We start from the raw sequence: 18,902 nt of genomic DNA on the forward strand, positions 1-18,902 counted from the left end.
GGGGACGGGGAGGGTGGGGACTCGACCGGGCTTTCTTCCTGGGCGCGCCGCCGCGTCACGGCGACGTACCCGATCGCTTTGGCGCCTTAGCGGACGCTGGCGACCGCGTCGTCGCGGCCGTCGTTGATCGTCACCCAAACGCCCGAATTCTCGGTCGATTGACGCTTGAGGTAGGTGTAGACCGTATCATTCCAGGCGAGCACTTTTGGCTCGAGATTGTCGAGGATGAATTCGCCGAGGCTGGTGCGCACCGTCAGCACCGCATGGCCGTCGCCATTCGGCTGGCGCACCACCGTCATCAGCAGATTGCCGGCCGGCACGCCCACGGCCATCAGCTCACGGCGCTTCTCCAGCGCGTAATCCTCGCAATCGCCATAACCTTTGTCGGGATAGGCCCAGTATTCCTCGACACCGTAGATCTCCATGTCGGTGCGCGGCTTGACGCGGGTGTTGACCGAATTGTTGACGTTGACCATCGTCGCCCACAGCTTGCGCGTCAGCTCGACCGGCGGACCCTTCGGCGTCCGCTGGTTGCATTCGGCCGGAATGCGCTGGCAGAAATCGTAGTGACCGACCGGCTGGGTGGTGCGGCCACCCGTGTGCATGAAAGCCGGTCCTGCGCTTGCCGTGCCCCACGCGGAAAGCTGCATCGCTATTGCCAAGAGCAACAGCTTGCCCCTCGTCATTTTCATTGTGGTAGTCTCCCCGTTTGAGAAGACTGTGCCACGATGGGATTTATTTGACGCAAAAACGCGAAGCAGACATTGAGTAAAACTCCAATAGAATAAACATAAAATTTGAACTATCGCGATTTTGAATTATTCAGATTTTCTGGGCTTCGTTAGGACTTCACGCGCTCGAGAGCTGCGTCCGGCAGCCCAAAAAGGCAACAAAAAACCGGCCGCCAAGGGCCGGTTCGCTTCGCTACTGGTGAGCTTAGGTCAGGACCGCGGCGCGTTGAATTCCTGGTCGAGTGTTTCCGGACGCTGGATGACCGCGAACTCGATGGCGACGCCGTCCTCGAAATGGCGCACCACCTGGCCGCGCATCGTGCCGAGCATAACCTGGACACCGAGGGCCGGCTTGACGTCGATCTCGATCGCAGCGCCCGAGAGCGACAGGTCGATGATGCGACACTGGTACTGACGCCCGTCGGTAAGCTGCAGAACGCTCATCGGATTGCGCGGCGCCACGCGCTCGTGGCGGCGGTCCTCGGGCAGGTCGAGCTCATGCTTGTTGGCAAGCCAGGTAAGCTGCGCGGCAAGCTTGTCTTTCTTGCGATCCGAGGCGATGACGGTCATGGCGAAACCGTCCTGCGACGTGCGTGTCACAATGCCTTCGACGCGACCGATATGGTCGATATAGGCGATGACCTTCTCGCCCGGCTTGCCGATACGTTCCGTGCGCAACGCCACGTTGCCGGGCGACATATCGATCACCTGGCAGGGATGTTCGGTGCGGTCTTCCAACATGAAACGTCCGTAAATCTTGACGCGGACACGCTGGAAATTGCGCCGCTCAGCTCGTGACGGCGCATATTCTACCGCCGCTGACCTCATGACTGCCTACACCCCGTTGGCATTCCGCGCGACGATGCGAGGAATTTCGCCCGAAAAGCTACAGCAATGCAGGTTAACAAACGGGAAAAGTCGGCCGCACAAGCCTGGCCCAGGAGGCCTCGGGACGCGCAAAAATTAGCCTCGGGGGAAGGGTAAATCCCGCGCGGCCAGGTTCATTCGTGACGCCCGCCGTCGAGGACGACGAGATGGCGGATGCGGCGCACGCGGCCGAGCGCCGGAATAGTCTCGGGAGGATCGAATTCGGCCGGAACGAGCGAGGGGACGTCGATCGCCGGACGGTTCTTCAGGAACATCGGCTCCTTGTCGGGGTCAATCACCCGGATGGTATCGATGAGCGCATCGGTGATCGGATCGGCGCCAAGCCAGAACGGCTTGTCGGCGGTGCTGATGATGCCAAGGCAGCGCTGGTTTTCGGCGCCCCCATCCAGCGGCAGCGACAGGAGCTCGAATTTGTTGGAGCGGCCGTTCCGGCTGAATCCCTCATAGGTCATGAGCAGGACCGACCTCTGATCGAAAACGCCTTGCATCAGCCGCGACATCAGCCGCTGGTCCTTCTCGCGCCAGAGCGAAGGGAAGGAGAAGCCTTTGAGCTCCCGGCCGTAATAGGCGCAGAGCCTTGTGCCGGCCAGCCGGAACACCGCTTCGCCACGCGTATCGCGCTCGAGGATGAAGGTGTCGGCCAGAAGCGACTTGATGTCCGCCGGCTCCACCTCCGATCGCTTCGGGGCGAGGCGGCCATCACGCAGCTGGTTCCAATATTGGAACAGCGCGATCGATCCTTTTTCGTTCATGTCCATCCTGCTCCGCACAACCTGTCTTTTGATGTCCCATCGGCGAACAGACAGGGCGCCCTCCGATGACCTTCATGCGGTGCGGAGCAGGATGCGTGCCAGTATCGTTAACGTTTGTTCACGCCTCGGGGCCGTTAAGGTTAACAAGTGGTTTACATTGCGTGCCGCCGAGGCCTGTGGCACACCAAAACCACTCCAAAACGGTCGTTCTCGCAGCGATCGGCAGCACTGCAGCCACGAGTTTATGGGGAGCAGGGGGACTCGACCGGCCGTTCAGGGAATTCCTGGACGGCCTTCTTTTTGATTCGTCCCTGTTCTGATTCGCGCTTTTTTCTGCGCGCGCGCTGTGGCGAATAGCCGTTTGTGATTCGAAAGGGCGTGATCTACATGCTCGTCGAAATCCCGAGTCCCCTAACCTGCAAGGGTGCATGAGCGAGCCCGTAAGCCCCACTGAAAACGAACCGCTGCCGGAAGAGGCTTCCGAGCCGCCGCGCCGCGAACCCGTCTTCAACCTGCCGCCCGCAGTCCTGGCGGTGATCGGCATCTGTGTGGCTGTCCACCTGGTGCGTGTGTATCTGCTGACCGACGATCAGGATTTTGCCCTGCTCGTCCGAGCAGCCTTCGTCCCCATTCGCTATTCCGGCCGATATGACCTCGATTTATATGCCTTTTCCAGTCCGTTCACCTATGCGTTCCTGCATGGCGGCGTGGCGCATCTGTTGATCAACATGATCTGGCTTGCCGCTTTTGGTTCGCCTTTGGCCAATCGATTTGGCACGCTGCGCTTCGCGTTGTTCTTCGCGGTAACGAGCCTCGCATCGGTGGCGCTCTTCTGGGCGCTGCATCCGCTTGGCGAGGTGCCGTTGGTTGGTGCGTCGGGCGCGATCTCCGGCATGATGGGGGCGGCGGCGCGCTATGGTTTTCGCGTCGACCGTTCATCCGGCAGGGCGGCCTTCGCCGGCGAGCCCTTGCCGATCGCGGCGGTATTGCGCTCGCGCGGCGTCATGACCTTTCTGGGAGTCTGGATGGTCATAAATCTCGCTACGGGCCTGCTCGGCTTCGCACCGGGAGTAGAAGGCCAGATCGCTTGGGAAGCGCATATCGGCGGCTTCGTTGCCGGCTTTTTCGGACTGCGTTTCTTCGACCGCCCGCTGGCTGCCGCCTAGAGCATGATCCCGAAAAGTGGGAACCGGTTTTCGGAGAAGATCATGCTCCAACAAAGAGATAGATCAGGATAGCGATTCAACGAGAAGTCATCCTGATCTAGTCCTTAGGCGCACTTGAAATGCAACCAATGACGGCGCACGATGTTGCCTAAGCACCCAGTGTCTTCCTAAGGGCGCCGGGGCTCAGAAGCCGGTTGGGCGGGGGGAGCCGGCGTCAAAGGCTGAGGAGGACGCCATGACGGTTAAGGCAATTCTTGAAAGCAAGGGCCATGACGTGTTCACGCTCGGGCCCAATGAGAAACTCAGCGAGGCCATTCGCATGCTGGCCGAGCATAGGATCGGCGCGCTCGTCATCACCAATGGCGACCGCAAGATCGTCGGCATTCTCTCGGAGCGCGATATCGTCAGGGTCGTGGCCAAGGAGGGCGCCGCCGCGCTCGACATTCCCGTGCGCTCGGCAATGACTCCGAAGGTCAAGATCTGCAACGAAAACCACACCGTCAACGAGGTGATGGAGATCATGACGAGAGGCCGCTTCCGCCATCTGCCGGTGGAGAAAAACGGCCTGCTCGACGGCATTGTCTCCATCGGCGACGTGGTCAAGCGCCGCATCGAGGATGTCGAGCGCGAGGCCGAGGAGATCAGGGCCTACATCGCTACCGCCTGAGCAGGCAGGGCGAGGAAGCCGCCGGCTGTTTCCAGCCGGCGGCTTGTGGCACGTTCTATCGGTTGTCGAGCTCGGCGCGGACCAGTTGGAGCCCGCGTCGGGTAATGCGGTAAGGACCGCCATCGGTCGAGGAAACCGCTTTCTTGCGCCTGAGCTTCCGAAAGAGTTCCAGGTCGAAACCCGGATAGCGCCAGCCATCGCGGGTCAGGCACCGGACCGAGGCGATCTTCCTGCTCTCGTTCTTTTCGATTTCTATGCGCCCGCCTTGCGCGAGAAGGTGCAGGATGTGCTGCTCGTTGCGCGAAATGTCCATTGGAGAATTCCCGGGAAAAACAACAAAAGCCGCCGCCGCAAGACATCGCGGCACGGGTTTCAGGTTTTTCTGCCCTGCCTCGCTTATGAGGTCAGGGCTTCACCGGGACTGAGCGTAAGTGGACATCCACTCTCCATTGGAATGGATGTCCTATAAGCGAAGGTGGCGGAAAAGGCCAGCCCGCGGCCTTTGCGCTTGTCTCGTAGGGCTGTTTGCACTAGCGAAGTTGCGCACCGAAATATGCGTTCTGCATATCGCGAATTCTAAGTACGCAGGCCATCCATGAGCATCATCGACACCCGCACCCCCGACGCAAAACGTCTGATCCCCGGCGCCACCGGCGACTGGGAGATCGTCATCGGGCTCGAAGTGCATGCGCAAGTGATCTCGCAGGCCAAGCTCTTCTCTGGCGCCTCGACCTCCTTCGGCGCGGCGCCCAACGGCAATGTCAGCCTTGTCGACGCGGCGATGCCGGGCATGCTGCCGGTCATCAACGAGGAATGCGTCAAGCAGGCGATCCGCACCGGACTCGGTCTGAAGGCCGCGATCAATCACAAGTCGGTCTTCGACCGGAAGAACTATTTCTATCCGGACTTGCCGCAGGGCTACCAGATCTCGCAGTACAAGCAGCCGATCGTCGGCGAAGGCAAGGTGATTGTCTCCGTCGGCCCCGACCGCCAGGGCGAGTTCGAGGATATCGAGGTCGGCATCGAGCGCCTGCATCTGGAACAGGATGCCGGCAAGTCCATGCACGATCAGCACCCGACCATGTCCTATGTCGATCTCAACCGCTCTGGCGTCGCGCTGATGGAGATCGTCTCCAAGCCCGATATCCGCTCGGCCGACGAAGCCAAGGCCTATGTCACCAAGCTGCGGTCGATCATGCGCTATCTCGGCACCTGCGACGGCAACATGGACGAAGGCTCGCTGCGCGCCGACGTCAACGTCTCGGTCCGCCGTCCGGGCGGCGAGTTTGGCACGCGCTGCGAGATCAAGAACATGAACTCGATCCGCTTCATCGGCCAGGCCATTGAATACGAGGCGCGCCGGCAGATCGCCATTCTGGAAGACGGCGGCAAGATCGTTCAGGAGACGCGCCTGTTCGATCCGGTCAAGGGCGAGACGCGTTCGATGCGCTCGAAGGAAGAAGCGCATGATTATCGCTATTTCCCGGATCCCGACCTTCTGCCGCTGGAGTTCGACCAGGCCTATGTCGATGCGCTCGCCAAGGACCTGCCGGAACTGCCCGACGACAAGAAGGCGCGGCTGGTCGATGTGCTCGGCCTTTCGGCCTATGACGCCTCGGTGTTGGTTTCGGAAAAGCCGATCGCCGATTATTTCGAGAAGGTGGCGGCGGGGCGCGACGGCAAGCTCGCCGCCAACTGGGTCATCAACGATCTCCTGGGCCAGCTGAACAAGGCCGGCAAGGATATTGAAAATGCTCCGGTTTCGCCCGAGCAGCTCGGCGCTGTTCTCGACCTGATCAAGGAGGGCACGATTTCCGGCAAGATCGCCAAGGACCTGTTCGAGATCGTCTGGAACGAGGGCGGCGATCCGCGCCAGCTCGTCGAGAGCCGCGGCATGAAGCAGGTCACCGACACCGGTGCCATCGAGAAGGCCGTCGACGAGGTCATCGCCGCCAACCCGGACAAGGCCGAGCAGGCGCGCGCCAAGCCGACCATGGCCGGCTGGTTCGTCGGCCAGGTGATGAAGGCGACCGGCGGCAAGGCCAACCCGCAGGCGGTGAACGACCTCGTCAAGGCCAAGCTCGGCATCGAGGGTTAATGATGTTCGTGCGCACGGCGAGCGAACGTGATCTCGCAGCCGTCCGTGCGTTGCTGGTCGAGACCTGGCACGCCACTTACGACGCCATCTATGGCGTCAAGCGGGTAACTGAAATCACGGATGACTGGCATTCGATCGCCTCGCTCAAGGGGCGGCTGACGCGCCCGAATTCCGAGTTCCTGGTGGCTGACGACGGCAAGCGGCTCGGCGGCATGGCGTTCGCCGCCGCCACCACCGACCCGAAGATCGTCCTTTTGAGCCAGCTCTATGTGCATCCGACCTGCCAGCGGCAGGGGATCGGCCAGTCCCTGCTCGATGAAGTCGAAGCCAGTTTTCCGGAGATGGATACGCTGCGCCTCGAAGTCGAGGAAGCAAATGCGGTGGCGATCGCCTTCTACGAAGCGAATGGGTTCCGTCCGGCAGGCAGGACCGCCGATTGCGGCGGCAATTCGGGATTGCCCGCCCTCATCATGGAGAAGCGGCTCCGCTAAGTCGGCGGCGAGCCCCCATTTCATCGCGCGGTTTTGATTTGATCGCGCCGACCCGCGTGGTCAAGGCTGCGCATCGCCGGTGTCCCGCTCTCCACTAGGCAGAGGCGTCGCCGGCAAATGGGGATTGCCATGCCGAGCTTGCCGGAACTGATGCCGACCGAGGTGTCGGATGAGACTTTTGGCGGCGTGACCTATCACGTCGCCGGCGAACTGGTGCCGGTGCTGTCGGTCGATGTAACCAACATGCCGGTCTATTTCGAGCACCACATCCTGCTCTGGAAGAATACCACCATCACCATCGGCCTGAAATCGCTAAAGGGCGCGCTGAAGCGCATGATCGCCGGCATGCAGATATTCGTCACCGAGGCGTCCGGGCCGGGCATCATCGCCTTCGGCCGTGACGGCCCCGGCCATATCGTGCCGATCCACCTTCGGCGCGGCGAGGAGATCCAGGTGCGTGAGCACCAGTTCCTCGCCGCGACCGCGAGTGTCGACTACTCTTTCGAGCGGGTGCGTGGATTGGGAACGATGCTGTTCGGCCAGAGCGGCTTCTTCATCGACCGTTTCCGCGGCGAGACAGGTGACGGCATCGTCTGGCTGCATGGCTACGGCAATGTCTTCGAGAAGGTGCTGGCAGCGGGCGAGACCATCGACATCGAGCCGGGCGGCTGGCTGTTTAAGGACGCTTCGGTGAAGATGGATACGACGATCGACCGGCTTTCCAGTGGCTTCTTCGGCGCCGCCATGAATTTCGTCGTCAATCGCTTCACCGGGCCGGGCCGCGTCGGCATCCAGTCGATGTATCTGCATATGCCGTCGGAAGAGTAGGCGGCGAGCCTGATCGAACGATTGTCCGATCAGGCGGAGGGAATTTCCACATTGTCGATCAGCCGGGTCGTGCCAAGCCAGGCCGCGGCGAGCAGGCGGCCGTCACGATTGCGCTGCCAGGGTCCGAGCGTGACGCTCGCGCGGGCGGCGACATAGTCGACCTTTTGAAAGCCGGCTGAGACGAGCGCCTTTGCGGCATCTTCGGTGGCGCCGGCCTCATCCGTGCCGGCTGAAAGCGTCGCCGCCGTGCGGCGCAGGACCACGTTGAGCTTGCGCGCGATTTCGAGCTCGGTCGCGCCGAGATAGGCATTGCGCGACGACATGGCGAGGCCATGAGTGTCACGCACGGTCGGCGCGCCGATGATCTCAACCGGCAGGTCGAGATCGCGGCAGAGCTGCCTGACGACGCAGAGCTGCTGGTAGTCTTTCTCGCCGAACACGGCGCAATCGGGCGCCGCCTGCAGGAAGAGCTTGGCCACCACGGTCGCGACGCCGTCGAAGAAGCTCGGCCTGAAGTCGGTTTCCAGGCCGCGGGAGGGGCCACCTACCGAGATCTTTGTGGCGAAGCCTGCAGGGTACATTTCGCTCACGCCGGGCGTGAAGGCGAGATGCGCGCCGGCGTCGTGCAGCCGGTCGAGGTCGCGCGCCAACTGGCGCGGATACTTGTCGAGATCTTCCGTCGGCGCGAACTGCGCCGGATTGACGAAGATCGAGACCACGCAGCGTTCGGCCCGTTCCAGCGCGATCCTGACCAGTGAGATATGGCCGTCATGCAGCGCGCCCATGGTCGGCACCATGGCGACCTTGAGGCCGGCCTGCCGCCAGTTCCGGACCTGCGCCCGAAGGGCGGTAACGCTGTCGATGACGATTGGCGCGTTCATGCCTTGTCCTTGCCGGAGACCGCCGTGAAGACGTGATCGGGGCCGGGGAAAGCGCGGCTGCGCACCTCGGCGGCGTAGCGCGCCGCCGCATCCGCTATCGCGCTGCGCAAGTCGGCGTATTCCTTGACGAATTTCGGCACGCGGTCGACGGTCATGCCGACCATATCGTCGATCACCAGGATCTGGCCATCGCAGTCGGCGCTGGCGCCGATGCCGATGGTCGGTATGGAAATATGACGGGTAAGCTTCGCGGCCACGGCCTCCATCGTGCCCTCGATGACGACAGAGAAGGCGCCGGCTTCTTCCACCGCCTCGGCATCAAGCAAAAGGGCAGCGATATTGTCCTCCGTCCGGCCCTTGATCTTGTAGCCGCCGTCCTTCTCCACCGATTGCGGCTGCAGGCCGATATGGCCCATGACGGGTATTCCTTCGGCGACGATCGCCGCGATCTGGGCTGCCATGCCGACGCCGCCTTCGAGCTTCACGGCCTGGCAGCCTGTTTTCTCGACGATGCGCCGCGCGGAGGCGAGGGCCTGGCTGGCCGACGCCTCATAGCTGCCCGCCGGCATGTCGACCACCACGCAGGCCTTGACCGAGCCGCGCATCACGGCCTGGCCGTGCGCGATCATCATCTCCAGCGAGGCGCCGAGCGTGGTGGCGTGGCCATGCAGGACCATGGCGACGCTGTCGCCGACCAGGAGCAGGTCGACGTGCGGATCGAGCAGGCGCGCGACAGGATAGGTGTAGGCGGTGAGGCACACGATCGGCACGCCGCCCTTGCGGCGGCGAATGTCTTCGGCGCTGATCCGGCTGTCGGCGGGCGGATCCCGGCTCAATCCTCACCTCCCTAAAGGCGCGCCCGAAACGGGCCGGGCCGAGCTTTAGAAAGACAGGCAACGCTTGGCAAGCCGCGTTGCCGCCGGCAGGGCAACTGCATCGATTTAGCGCATGGAGCATTTCCACTCGGGCTGTGGCAAAACCCTTGCCTTCGCGGTGACGTGACGCCATAAGCAGGGCAAAGGCGCAGCCGCTGACGCCGCGAGGATCTGGATGAAAACTTTCCTGCTGCAGTTCTTCACCTGGTGGAACAGCCAGACGCTCGGCACCCGCTTCCACACCTGGCGCTTCGGCAGGAGGGTCGGCGAGGACGAGGCCGGTAACGTCTACTATGAAGGCGGCATCGATTCGGAAGGCCGCACCCGCCGCTGGGTCATCTATCGCGATTATTCGGAAGCCTCGAAGATCCCGCCGGGCTGGCATGGTTGGATCCACCATCGCGTCGATACACCTCCATCGAGCGAGAACTACAAGGCTCGCGAGTGGCAGAAGGAGCATCGGCCGAACCTGACCGGCACGCCCGGCGCCTATCGTCCGCAGGGTTCCATCCTGACCAACCAGCATCGCCCGCAGGTGACCGGCGACTACGACGCCTGGACGCCGGGATCGTAATCCACGTCCCAGACGCCGCTTCGGTCCTTTGTCGCCACAATTGGCGTTTAGCTGCTTGCTGATTGCGCAGCCTCGACTAGCCTTGGGCGTTGAAGAATCACCCGGGCACAACCACCGGTATTTGCATGAGCTCTCCTAAGCAATTCCAGGAAAAGTGCGCAGCGGTTTTCCGTCCGGAATTGCGCTCCAGGATTCCAAGCCATATCTCAAAGGCGCTCATCGCGGCGACGTCCATTCTGCTTGCCTCGACGGCAGCCTTCGCCGCTGCGCAGGCGCCGGTCCCTGCGCCTGCCGCCTCAGACCGCATCACCAATCCGGTGGCCGAGTTCGCCGGCATCGACAAGATAACCGGCCGCATCATTACCTTCGACGTCTATATCGACGAGACCGTGCAGTTCGGCGCTTTGCAGGTGACGCCTCGCGTCTGCTATTCGCGGCCGGATACGGAGCAGCCGAAGACCGATTCTTTCGTCGAGGTCGACGAGATCACGCTCGACCGTAAGATCCGCCGCATCTTCACCGGCTGGATGTTTGCCGAAAGCCCAGGCCTCAACGCCGTCGAGCACGCCGTCTATGACGTCTGGCTCAAGGGCTGCAAGCAGAAGTCGGACGTGCCGCCGCCGACCGCGGCCAAGGCCGACACGGCCAAGCCCAAGACCCAAGCCGCCAAGCCCAAGGCTGCGGCGCAACCGGCCGACGCCGCGTCCGAGCCGGCTGAGGCGGCCCCGGAGCCGGACGACACGACCGACACGAACTGATCTCGGAACCTGCCCGCCTTTGAGCCGTTGCAAATCTGCGAAGGCGAGGAGGGTTCCGCGATGACAGCCACGAAGCCGATTACCGCCAACAAGCAGGAGCTTCTCGACATCGAGAGGGGCTTTTGGTCAGGCGATTCCGCCTATTATGAAGCCAATGCCGACGTGGAGTGCCTGGTGGCGTTCCCGCAGATGGCGCAGGCGATGACCAACGCCGATCTCGCAAAGACGGCGACCAAGCCTAACAGATGGCGCGACCTCGATATCAAGCTGAAGGGCATGGTCGAGCCGGGCAGCGATATCGTCATGCTCACTTACGAAGCGCGCGCCACGCGGGAAAATGGCGAGCCCTATGCGGCTCTCGCCAGCACCGGCTACGTCCATCGCGCCGACGGCTGGAAGATGATGTTCCATTCGCAAACGCCGATCGAGGCGGCAGAACAAACTCAAGGATAAAAGACGGCCTCGCCCCTCAGCGCCTCGGCGAGCATTTTCTCATATTGGCCGCGCGGCACGTCGACGGCGCCGAAGCGCTTCAAATGCTCGGTCGTGAACTGCGTGTCGAGCAGCGCGAAGCCGCGCGCCTTGAGCCGCTCGACGAGATAGTAGAGACAGGTCTTCGACGCGTCGGTCTCCCTGGCGAACATGCTCTCGCCGAAGAACACGCGTCCGAGCGAAACGCCATAGAGGCCGCCGACCAGCCGGTCCTCGCGCCAAGCCTCGACCGAATGGCAGTGACCTAGGCGATAGAGCTCGACATAGGCTTCGCGGATCGGCGCGTTGATCCAGGTCGAGCGGCGCTCCTCGCGCCTTTCCGCGCAGCCGTCGATCGTCGCTTCGAAATCGAAGTCGTAGCGGATCTCGAACGGATGTTTGCGGATCGTCTTCTTCAGGCTGCGCGGTATGTGGAACCCGTTCAGCGGAATGATGCCGCGCGTTTCCGGCCGCACCCAGAACACTTCCGGGTCGTTGGCGCTCTCGGCCATCGGAAAGACGCCGGAAGCGTAAGCCCGAAGCAGCAGGTCGGTCGGAATGCGATAGCCTTGTGCGTAGGGGCGGGTCATCGCATCCCCGTGCTATTCACCCTTGGCCAGATATTTTTCCAGCCAGTGGATGTCGTAGTCGCCATTGGCGATGTCGGGATTGCCGACAAGGTCGCGAAACAGCGGCAGCGTCGTCTTGATACCATCGACGACGAATTCGTCGAGCGCGCGGCGCAGCCGCATCATGCATTCGACGCGGTTGCGGCCGTGCACGATCAGCTTGCCGATCAAGCTGTCGTAATAAGGCGGGATCTTATAGCCGGAATAGACGCCGGAATCGACGCGGATGCCGAGGCCGCCGGGCGTATGGAAATGCGTGATCGTGCCGGGCGAGGGCGTGAAGGTGCGCGGGTCCTCGGCATTGATACGGCACTCGATGGCATGGCCATTGAACTTGATGTCTTCCTGCCTGACCGACAGTCCGCCGCCCGAGGCGACGCGGATCTGCTCGTGCACGAGGTCGATGCCGGTGATCGCTTCGGTCACCGGATGCTCGACCTGCAGGCGCGTGTTCATCTCGATGAAATAGAACTCGCCATTCTCGTAGAGGAACTCGATCGTGCCGGCGCCGGAATAACCAAGATCGGCGATCGCCTTGGCGCAGATGTCGCCGATGCGCGAGCGTTCCTCCGCATTGAGCGCCGGCGAGTTGGCCTCCTCCCACACCTTCTGGTGGCGCCGCTGCAGCGAGCAGTCGCGCTCGCCGAAATGCACGCCGCGGCCGGCACCGTCGCCGAACACCTGCACCTCGATATGGCGCGGCTTCTGCAGATATTTCTCGATATAGACCGCATCGTCGCCGAACGCCGCGCCCGCTTCCGACTTCGCCGTCTGCAGCGCCACTTCGAGGTCCGCTTCGGTATGCGCCACCTTCATGCCGCGGCCGCCGCCGCCGGCGGAGGCCTTGATGATCACCGGATAGCCGATCTCGGCGGCGACGCGCTTGGCTTCCTTGTCCTCGTTGATCGCGCCGTCGGATCCTGGCACGACGGGGATGCCGAGACGCTTTGCCGTGCGCTTGGCCTCGATCTTGTCGCCCATGATGCGGATATGATCGCCCGACGGGCCGATGAAGGTGATGTTGTGGGCGGCGAGAATGTCGGCGAACTTGGCGTTCTCCGACAGGAAGCCGTAGCCCGGATGCACCGCGTCGGCGCCGGTGATCTCGCAGGCGGCGACGATCTGGTGGATGTTGAGATAGCTTTCGCGCGAGGGCGGCGGGCCGATGCACACGCTCTCGTCGGCAAGCCGCACATGCATGGCGTCGGAATCCGCGGTCGAATGGACGACCACCGTCTGGATACCGAGCTCCTTGCAGGCGCGCAGCACCCGGAGTGCGATTTCGCCGCGATTGGCGATGAGGATTTTCTGGAACATCTTTTGGTTGTTCCCGGCTCTACTCAAGAACCACCAGCGGCATTCCGTATTCGACCGGCTGGGCGTCCTCGATGAGGATCGCCGTCACCGTGCCGGCACGCGGCGAGGGGATCTGGTTCATCGTCTTCATCGCTTCGATGATGAGCAGCGTTTGGCCTTCCTTCACCTTCTGGCCGATCTCGACGAACGGCTTGGCGTCGGGCGAGGGCGCCAGATAGGCTGTGCCGACCATCGGCGAGGGCACGGCGTTCTTCGACGGGTCGGCAGGCGCGGTGGCGGACTGAGCCGCTGCGGTCGCCGGAGCCGCGGCGGGCGCCGGCAGCGGCGCTGCAACCGCGTGGACGGCCTGCGACTGGCGCGAGACACGCACCTTGAGGTCGCCGAGCTCGACCTCGATCTCGGTCAGATTGGTGTCGTTCAGAATGCCCGCCAGATCGCGGATCAGCTGCTGGTCAACACCGTTCTTTTTTATCGACATTTTCGAGCCTTCTGTTTGGGGGCCGGTCACAGGCGTGCCGCCAGTGCCTGCAGCGCGAGCGTGTAGCCGAGCGGCCCGAACCCGCAGATTATGCCGACAGCGACCGGCGCGACCATGGAGACGTGGCGGAAGGGCTCCCGCGCGTGGATGTTGGAAAGATGGACCTCCGCGACGGGCAGCGGCGCAATAGAGCGGATGGCGTCGTGGATGGCGATCGAGGTGTGGCTGTAGGCGCCGGGATTGATGACGATGCCTGCCGCCTTGTCGCCGGCTTCCTGGATCCAGTCGACCAGATCGCCCTCATGGTTGGACTGGCGAAAATCGATCTCGAGCCCGAGCGCGGCGCCGGCCGCCTTGCAGTCCTCGGCGATGGCCGCAAGCGTCTTGCCGCCATAGATCCCCGGCTCGCGTTTGCCGAGCGCATTGAGATTGGGACCGTTGAGGATGAAAATCGTTTTCAATATGGCGACCTTGTTCTGCGCCGGCCCCGAGCCGGCGCACTGGCCTCTATAATGGGCATAGCCGCCCGCGAAAAGAGCGCAAGTGCGTTCTTGCGCTGTCCACAGCGGCCGGCTCTCGCATCCGCAAGCGCTTATAGCGCGCTCTTGGCCTCTTCGATCTTTTCCGCCAGAACCTGCTGGCCGAGTGCTCCGAAGACCACCTCGTTGCCGACGACATAGGACGGCGTGCCGGTGATAGACAGTTTCGTCGCGAGGTCATAGGTGCGCGACAGCGTTTCGGCGATGCGCGGATCCTTCATCTTCTCGCGCAGTGCCGCCTCGTCGGCGCCGAGCGAAAGCGCCACCTTGATGGCGGTCGCTTCGGTGGCGCGGCCCTGGCCGCCGAGCAGCGCTGTGTGGAATTCACCGTATTTCTCCGGATGCATCAGGTGGAACGCCATGGAGACGACGCTGGCCTTCTGCGAATCCGGGCTGAGGATCGGGAACTCCTTGAGCACGAAGCGCAGGTCCGGGTCGGATTTGGTCAGCGCCTGCATGTCCTCGATGGCGCGTTTGCAGAAGCCGCAATTGTAGTCGTAGAACTCGACGATCGTCACCTTGCCCTTCGGGTTGCCAACGACGCCGTCGAAGGTGGAGTTGAAGATCTCGTCCTTGGAATTCTTGATGACGCCGAGTGCCGCGAGCCGCTGCTCTTCCTTCTGCTTGGCCTCGAGCGCGTCCTGCACCTCGAGCAGAACCTCGGGGTTCTTCAACAGGTAGTCGCGGATGATGCCCTCGACCTCCTTGCGATCGATCTTGGTGTCGGTGGAGGACGTGACCTGCGCGATTTGCACGGTGTCGGCCTTCGCAGCCTGCGGGTTTCCCGCGACGAAGCCGAAGGCCAGCATGCCAAGCGCCACCGCCAGACCGCCGGCACTGCCAAGCAGGATTGCCTTGTTCATGATTGTCTATCCTTTTGCCTGTCCCGGTGCGCCCTGGTCGCGGCCAATCCCCGGGAGGTTCATTTGAGTTTGTTCGATGGCGTGAAGTTTATAATATCCTGAGCGCGGACCCAGCGGGGTTCGCCGCGCTTCAATTTCTGTTGAGCGCGCATGGCGAAGATCTTCGCGTTCTTGTAGTCGCCCGAATAGTAATGGCCCTCGGCAGTGGCGAGATCCGCAGCCGGAATGTCGCCGAGTTCGCCATAGGCCTGCGCGAGAAAGCGATAAGCATCGGAATTCTCTCTGTCCCGCCCAACGCCGTTGTTGAGCTGGGTGACCGCCTTCTTGAGCGAATCGGGTGTACCGACCGCCATCAGCGCCTGGCCGAGGGAGACCAACAGCAGGCCGGAGCGTGCGGGGTCGAGGCTGACCGCCTTGGCATAGGCGTCCGCCGCGTCCTTCGGCTTGTTGATCTTCATCAGGATGTCGCCGCGCAACTCCTGGAAATAGGGGTTCTTCGGCTGCTCCTTGATCAGCGCCGCCGTCTTGGTCAGTGCCGCGCCCGGATTGCCATAGAGATAGGTCTGCTGCGCGTCGCCATAGCGGGCGGCGAGGCTGCTCGGGTTCTTGCGCACCAGCCGCGCGACGGCTGCCTGGCCCTGCATATAAGCGGCGATCTTGATGCGCATCATGTCGTGCCGCTGCTGCAGCGCCGGCGGGTCGATCGTGTTGACGAAGGGGCTCTGCTTGACGAGCGCTTCGAGGTTGGCGATGCGCTCCTGCGGCATCGGGTGGCTGATCCGGTAGGGGTCGACCTGGGTGCCGGCGAGCGACAGCGCGCTCTGGAAGCGGCCGAAGGTCTTCAGCATGCCCATGCCGGATTGGCCGGTGGCGTTGAGATAGGTGATCGCCGAACGGTCGGCGGTGATCTCTTCGGTACGCTGATAGGCAAGGATCGAGCGCTGCGCCATCTCGCCGCCGCCCGCGGCGACGCCCATGCCGGCGCCGGCAAGGCCGCGGCTGTTGGTGGTGGCGCCGGCCACCATGGCGCCGGCGCCAAGCAGCGTGGCGATGATGGCCATGGTCTTGGCGCGGTCAAGCTGGTCACGCAACTTCTGCTGATGCCCACCGGCGAGGTGGCCGGCCTCGTGCGCGATGACGCCGATGATCTCGTTTGGCGTCTCCGCGGTTACCAGCGCGCCGGTGTTGATGAACAGTCGCCGTCCTGTGACGAAGGCGTTGAAGCTCTGGTCATTGACCAGGACGATGTCGATGCCGTCATTGGCGAGCCCCGCCGCCTTGAAGATCGGCCGGGCATAGTCGCGCACCAGCGCCTCGATCTCGGCGTCGCGCACCACCGGCACGCCTTGCGCGAAGGCACTGACCGAGTTCGACACCGCAACGGCGGCGGCAAGCATAAGCGTCGCGAAACCGCGCGCGGTTCGGCTGAGGGAGGTCGAGTTGCCAATCGATGGTCGGGGTCGGCTCAACATAGGTCCACTGGTAGACGAGCGGGCGAAAGATGAAAAGTCGGCGCCGGCAACTTCCTGCGCGCTTGTGATCCCCATATCAATCGGGCATTTGTGCGGCACTGCCCTTTAACTAGGGCAGTTCAGGGGCAAGTCAGCAACGGTTTGCGTCCCGAATTTCGCCGAACAACGGCAGTTGGAAGAGGTCAAATGGTCGTTCCGCTTTCGCGCCGGGGGGAAGTCGAGCCCTTCCACGCCATGGACATCCTGGCCGAAGCCAACCGGCTGAAGGCAACGGGCGTGCCCGTCGTGTCGATGGCCGTCGGCCAGCCGTCTGATCCGGCGCCGGTCGGCGTCCGCGAGGCGGCGGCCGCGGCGCTTCGACATGGCCGCATCGGCTATACCGACGCCTTGGGCCTGGCCGACCTGCGCAAGGCGATCGCGGCGCATTATGGCGAGCATTACGGGGTCGACGTCGCGCCGTCGCGCATTGCCGTCACGACCGGCTCGTCGGCCGCCTTCAACCTCGCTTTCCTCACCATGTTCGATCCGGGCGAGCGCGTCGCCATCGCCGCGCCCGGCTATCCTGCCTACCGCAACATCATGGCCGCACTCGGCATCGAGATCGTCGAGATCGAGCTCGGCGCGGATGCCTACCTTCACGCCGAGCATCTGAAGGCCGCGCATCGCGAGAAGCCGCTGAAGGGCGTGCTGTTCGCCAGCCCCGCCAATCCGACCGGCGCGGTCATACCGGCGGACGAGCTCGCCGCGCTGGTCAAGACAGCCGAAGAACTCGGCATCGCCGTGATCTCCGACGAGATCTATCACCGGCTGGCCTACGCGGCGCCCGATGTCACCGCGCTGGCGCATGGCGCGGGCGTCACCGTGATCAATTCCTTCTCGAAATACTATTGCATGACCGGCTGGCGCATCGGCTGGATGGTGTCGCCGGAAGAACTGGTGCGGCCGGTCGAGCGTGTCGCCCAGAGCCTCTATATCTCGCCGCCGGAACTGTCGCAGATCGCGGCGATCGAGGCTTTCAAGGCGACGGAGGAGCTCGAAAAGGTGAAGGCGCGTTACGCCTGGAACCGCGACCTTCTGATGACACGTCTGCCGGAACTCGGCTTTACGCTCGCCGCACCGATGGACGGCGCCTTCTATGCTTTCTGCGATGTCACCCGCCACACCAATGACAGCATGGCCTTTGCCCGCAAGATGCTGGCCGAAGCGCATGTCGCAGCGACGCCCGGCCGCGATTTCGACCCGCTTCAAGGCCACCGCACCATGCGCTTTTCCTATGCCGGCAGCCATGACGATATGGTCGAGGCGCTGGCGCGCATCGAACGCTGGCTGAAATAGATGCCGGAACTCGAGCAGGCATTGGCCGAAGTCGCGGCCGAAATGGCGGCGCGCGCCGATCGCGGCGAGGTGGCGACCTACATCCCTCAGCTCGGCAAGGTCGATCCGACGAAATTCGGCATCGCCGCCGTGACCAATGACGGCCGCGTCATTCTTGCCGGCGACGCCGACCAGCCCTTTTCGATCCAGAGCGTCTCGAAAGTCTTCACGCTCACGCTGGCGCTGGGCAAGGTCGGCGATGCGCTCTGGCATCGCGTCGGCCGCGAGCCGTCCGGCAATCCATTCAACTCGATCGTTCAGCTCGAGCACGAGAACGGCATCCCGCGCAATCCGTTCATCAATGCCGGCGCCATCGTCGTCTCCGACGTCCTGCTCGCCGGTCATCAACCGCGCGAGGCGATCGGCGAAATCCTGCGCTTCATCCAGTTCCTCGCCGACGACGAGGCGATCATCGTCGACCGCGAAGTGGCGGCATCCGAGCGAGCCACCGGCTATCGCGACTCGCCCTGGCCAACTACATGAAATCCTTTGGCAATCTCCACCATGAACCGGAGCTGGCGCTGGGTGTTTATTTCCACCATTGTGCCATTGCCATGAGCTGCCGCCAGCTCGCCATGGCCGGCCGCTTTCTGGCCAATGGCGGCAGGAACCCGGCGACAGGGCATTCTGTCGTGTCGGCCGAGCGGGCACGCCGCATCGGCGCGCTGATGCTGACCTGCGGCCATTATGACGGTTCCGGCGATTTTGCCTTCCGTGTCGGCATTCCCGGCAAAAGCGGTGTCGGCGGCGGCATTCTCGGCATCGTGCCAGGGGTGGCTTCGCTGGCGGTGTGGTCTCCCGGCCTCAACGAGAACGGCAACTCCAAGCTCGGCTCCGTCGCGCTGGAGAAACTCGCCCGGATGATGAACTGGTCGATTTTCGCGCCTTAAAAGCAATTCCAGGAAAAGTGTGCAGCGGTTTTCCGTTCGGAATTGCGCAAGCAAAAACAGCAATTCCAGGAAAAGTGTGCAGCGGTTTTCCGTCCTGCGCGGAAACGAAAAATCCCGCGCCAGATACGGCGCGGGATTATTTTAGAAGATCAGTCTAACG

At 63.0% G+C, this 18,902-nt stretch carries 21 protein-coding genes and 1 pseudogene; 10 read left to right on the forward strand and 12 right to left on the reverse strand.

The features are described 5' to 3' along the window. Positions 1-86: 86 nt before the first annotated feature. The 3 genes from LB528_RS24975 to LB528_RS24985 form a co-directional block, all read right to left on the reverse strand. Positions 87-692 carry a transglutaminase-like cysteine peptidase gene (locus tag LB528_RS24975; RefSeq protein ID WP_224509355.1) on the reverse strand — a complete coding sequence of 202 codons (606 nt, stop codon included), beginning with the start codon at positions 690-692 and terminating at the stop codon, positions 87-89. 249 nt (positions 693-941) lie between these two features. Next, a complete protein-coding gene (locus LB528_RS24980) occupies positions 942-1,559 on the reverse strand; it encodes a PilZ domain-containing protein (protein ID WP_224509356.1) in 618 nt (205 codons plus the stop codon). 173 nt (positions 1,560-1,732) lie between these two features. Beyond that, complete coding sequence (locus LB528_RS24985) at positions 1,733-2,371, reverse strand: PAS domain-containing protein (protein WP_224509359.1); 639 nt, start codon at positions 2,369-2,371, stop codon at positions 1,733-1,735. 428 nt (positions 2,372-2,799) lie between these two features. Between LB528_RS24985 and LB528_RS24990 the strand changes: the two genes are divergently transcribed. Beyond that, positions 2,800-3,537 (forward strand): rhomboid family intramembrane serine protease, encoded by a 738-nt coding sequence (locus tag LB528_RS24990; RefSeq protein ID WP_224716684.1) that lies wholly within the window; start codon positions 2,800-2,802, stop codon positions 3,535-3,537. A 235-nt stretch (positions 3,538-3,772) separates the two neighbouring features. Beyond that, positions 3,773-4,204 carry a CBS domain-containing protein gene (locus LB528_RS24995; RefSeq protein ID WP_095767888.1) on the forward strand — a complete coding sequence of 144 codons (432 nt, stop codon included), beginning with the start codon at positions 3,773-3,775 and terminating at the stop codon, positions 4,202-4,204. Between the two features lie 55 nt (positions 4,205-4,259). Here LB528_RS24995 and LB528_RS25000 read toward each other — a convergent pair whose 3' ends face one another. After that, positions 4,260-4,517 carry a YjhX family toxin gene (locus LB528_RS25000; protein ID WP_224716685.1) on the reverse strand — a complete coding sequence of 86 codons (258 nt, stop codon included), beginning with the start codon at positions 4,515-4,517 and terminating at the stop codon, positions 4,260-4,262. A gap of 282 nt (positions 4,518-4,799) precedes the next feature. Here LB528_RS25000 and gatB point away from each other — a divergent pair, with 282 nt between their 5' ends. The 3 genes from gatB to LB528_RS25015 all read left to right on the forward strand — a co-directional run bounded on the left by gatB (position 4,800) and on the right by LB528_RS25015 (position 7,621). Beyond that, positions 4,800-6,302: an Asp-tRNA(Asn)/Glu-tRNA(Gln) amidotransferase subunit GatB gene (gatB, locus tag LB528_RS25005; RefSeq protein WP_224716686.1), complete on the forward strand. Its 1,503-nt coding sequence runs from the start codon at positions 4,800-4,802 to the stop codon at positions 6,300-6,302. Between the two features lie 2 nt (positions 6,303-6,304). Beyond that, a complete protein-coding gene (locus LB528_RS25010; protein WP_224716719.1) occupies positions 6,305-6,793 on the forward strand; it encodes a GNAT family N-acetyltransferase in 489 nt (162 codons plus the stop codon). Positions 6,794-6,922: 129 nt separating this feature from the next. After that, a complete protein-coding gene (locus tag LB528_RS25015; RefSeq protein WP_224716687.1) occupies positions 6,923-7,621 on the forward strand; it encodes an AIM24 family protein in 699 nt (232 codons plus the stop codon). Between the two features lie 29 nt (positions 7,622-7,650). Here LB528_RS25015 and panC read toward each other — a convergent pair whose 3' ends face one another. Together panC and panB are read right to left on the reverse strand one after the other, a co-directional pair. Continuing rightward, positions 7,651-8,502 (reverse strand): pantoate--beta-alanine ligase, encoded by an 852-nt coding sequence (gene panC / locus LB528_RS25020; RefSeq protein ID WP_224509370.1) that lies wholly within the window; start codon positions 8,500-8,502, stop codon positions 7,651-7,653. After that, the gene (panB, locus tag LB528_RS25025; protein WP_224716688.1) at positions 8,499-9,338 is read right to left on the reverse strand and encodes a 3-methyl-2-oxobutanoate hydroxymethyltransferase; all 840 of its coding nucleotides are present in this window, start codon (positions 9,336-9,338) and stop codon (positions 8,499-8,501) included. The genes panC and panB overlap by 4 nt, the downstream gene beginning before the upstream one ends. 214 nt (positions 9,339-9,552) lie before the next feature. On the opposite strand from panB, the gene LB528_RS25030 reads away from it, so the two are divergent. The 3 genes from LB528_RS25030 to LB528_RS25040 all read left to right on the forward strand — a co-directional run bounded on the left by LB528_RS25030 (position 9,553) and on the right by LB528_RS25040 (position 11,162). Beyond that, positions 9,553-9,951 (forward strand): NADH:ubiquinone oxidoreductase subunit NDUFA12, encoded by a 399-nt coding sequence (locus tag LB528_RS25030; protein ID WP_224509378.1) that lies wholly within the window; start codon positions 9,553-9,555, stop codon positions 9,949-9,951. A 125-nt stretch (positions 9,952-10,076) separates the two neighbouring features. Continuing rightward, entirely contained in the window at positions 10,077-10,709 is a 633-nt protein-coding gene (locus LB528_RS25035; protein WP_224509381.1) for a DUF2155 domain-containing protein, read from the forward strand. A 60-nt stretch (positions 10,710-10,769) separates the two neighbouring features. Next, on the forward strand, positions 10,770-11,162 hold the full coding sequence (locus LB528_RS25040) for a hypothetical protein (protein ID WP_224716689.1): 393 nt from the start codon (positions 10,770-10,772) through the stop codon (positions 11,160-11,162). On the opposite strand, the gene aat is transcribed toward LB528_RS25040, so the two are convergent. The 6 genes from aat to LB528_RS25070 form a co-directional block, all read right to left on the reverse strand. Next, on the reverse strand, positions 11,153-11,770 hold the full coding sequence (gene aat / locus LB528_RS25045; protein ID WP_224716690.1) for a leucyl/phenylalanyl-tRNA--protein transferase: 618 nt from the start codon (positions 11,768-11,770) through the stop codon (positions 11,153-11,155). The two genes, LB528_RS25040 and aat, sit on opposite strands and share 10 nt — an antisense overlap. Positions 11,771-11,782: 12 nt before the next feature. After that, positions 11,783-13,126, reverse strand: coding sequence for an acetyl-CoA carboxylase biotin carboxylase subunit (gene accC, locus LB528_RS25050; RefSeq protein ID WP_224716691.1), 1,344 nt, complete (start codon positions 13,124-13,126; stop codon positions 11,783-11,785). Between the two features lie 19 nt (positions 13,127-13,145). Continuing rightward, positions 13,146-13,604, reverse strand: a complete 459-nt coding sequence (accB, locus tag LB528_RS25055) for an acetyl-CoA carboxylase biotin carboxyl carrier protein (protein ID WP_224509392.1) — start codon at positions 13,602-13,604, stop codon at positions 13,146-13,148. Positions 13,605-13,630: 26 nt separating this feature from the next. Continuing rightward, positions 13,631-14,065, reverse strand: a complete 435-nt coding sequence (aroQ, locus tag LB528_RS25060; protein WP_224716692.1) for a type II 3-dehydroquinate dehydratase — start codon at positions 14,063-14,065, stop codon at positions 13,631-13,633. 131 nt (positions 14,066-14,196) lie between these two features. Next, positions 14,197-15,006 carry a DsbA family protein gene (locus tag LB528_RS25065; RefSeq protein WP_224716693.1) on the reverse strand — a complete coding sequence of 270 codons (810 nt, stop codon included), beginning with the start codon at positions 15,004-15,006 and terminating at the stop codon, positions 14,197-14,199. 59 nt (positions 15,007-15,065) lie between these two features. After that, positions 15,066-16,478 (reverse strand): M48 family metalloprotease, encoded by a 1,413-nt coding sequence (locus LB528_RS25070; RefSeq protein WP_224716694.1) that lies wholly within the window; start codon positions 16,476-16,478, stop codon positions 15,066-15,068. Positions 16,479-16,664: 186 nt separating this feature from the next. Here LB528_RS25070 and LB528_RS25075 point away from each other — a divergent pair, with 186 nt between their 5' ends. Both LB528_RS25075 and LB528_RS25080 read left to right on the forward strand, forming a co-directional pair. Further along, positions 16,665-17,813, forward strand: a complete 1,149-nt coding sequence (locus LB528_RS25075; RefSeq protein ID WP_224716695.1) for a pyridoxal phosphate-dependent aminotransferase — start codon at positions 16,665-16,667, stop codon at positions 17,811-17,813. Further along, a pseudogene (locus LB528_RS25080) lies at positions 17,814-18,742 on the forward strand (glutaminase). Positions 18,743-18,902 lie beyond the last annotated feature (160 nt).

The organism is Mesorhizobium sp. CA4 (genome assembly GCF_020165075.1).
Lineage (GTDB): Bacteria > Pseudomonadota > Alphaproteobacteria > Rhizobiales > Rhizobiaceae > Mesorhizobium.

Coding starts and splice junctions, on each gene's coding strand:
- LB528_RS25040 (WP_224716689.1), top strand. CDS start 10,770: ATGACAGCCACGAAGCCGATTACCGCCAACAAGCAGGAGCTTCTCGAC.
- LB528_RS25065 (WP_224716693.1), bottom strand. CDS start 15,006: ATGAACAAGGCAATCCTGCTTGGCAGTGCCGGCGGTCTGGCGGTGGCG.
- gatB (WP_224716686.1), top strand. CDS start 4,800: ATGAGCATCATCGACACCCGCACCCCCGACGCAAAACGTCTGATCCCC.
- aat (WP_224716690.1), bottom strand. CDS start 11,770: ATGACCCGCCCCTACGCACAAGGCTATCGCATTCCGACCGACCTGCTG.
- LB528_RS25035 (WP_224509381.1), top strand. CDS start 10,077: ATGAGCTCTCCTAAGCAATTCCAGGAAAAGTGCGCAGCGGTTTTCCGT.
- LB528_RS25015 (WP_224716687.1), top strand. CDS start 6,923: ATGCCGAGCTTGCCGGAACTGATGCCGACCGAGGTGTCGGATGAGACT.
- accC (WP_224716691.1), bottom strand. CDS start 13,126: ATGTTCCAGAAAATCCTCATCGCCAATCGCGGCGAAATCGCACTCCGG.
- panC (WP_224509370.1), bottom strand. CDS start 8,502: ATGAACGCGCCAATCGTCATCGACAGCGTTACCGCCCTTCGGGCGCAG.
- LB528_RS24990 (WP_224716684.1), top strand. CDS start 2,800: ATGAGCGAGCCCGTAAGCCCCACTGAAAACGAACCGCTGCCGGAAGAG.
- LB528_RS25030 (WP_224509378.1), top strand. CDS start 9,553: ATGAAAACTTTCCTGCTGCAGTTCTTCACCTGGTGGAACAGCCAGACG.
- LB528_RS24985 (WP_224509359.1), bottom strand. CDS start 2,371: ATGAACGAAAAAGGATCGATCGCGCTGTTCCAATATTGGAACCAGCTG.
- LB528_RS24975 (WP_224509355.1), bottom strand. CDS start 692: ATGAAAATGACGAGGGGCAAGCTGTTGCTCTTGGCAATAGCGATGCAG.
- LB528_RS24995 (WP_095767888.1), top strand. CDS start 3,773: ATGACGGTTAAGGCAATTCTTGAAAGCAAGGGCCATGACGTGTTCACG.
- LB528_RS25010 (WP_224716719.1), top strand. CDS start 6,305: ATGTTCGTGCGCACGGCGAGCGAACGTGATCTCGCAGCCGTCCGTGCG.
- LB528_RS25075 (WP_224716695.1), top strand. CDS start 16,665: ATGGTCGTTCCGCTTTCGCGCCGGGGGGAAGTCGAGCCCTTCCACGCC.
- LB528_RS25000 (WP_224716685.1), bottom strand. CDS start 4,517: ATGGACATTTCGCGCAACGAGCAGCACATCCTGCACCTTCTCGCGCAA.
- accB (WP_224509392.1), bottom strand. CDS start 13,604: ATGTCGATAAAAAAGAACGGTGTTGACCAGCAGCTGATCCGCGATCTG.
- LB528_RS25070 (WP_224716694.1), bottom strand. CDS start 16,478: ATGTTGAGCCGACCCCGACCATCGATTGGCAACTCGACCTCCCTCAGC.
- LB528_RS24980 (WP_224509356.1), bottom strand. CDS start 1,559: ATGAGGTCAGCGGCGGTAGAATATGCGCCGTCACGAGCTGAGCGGCGC.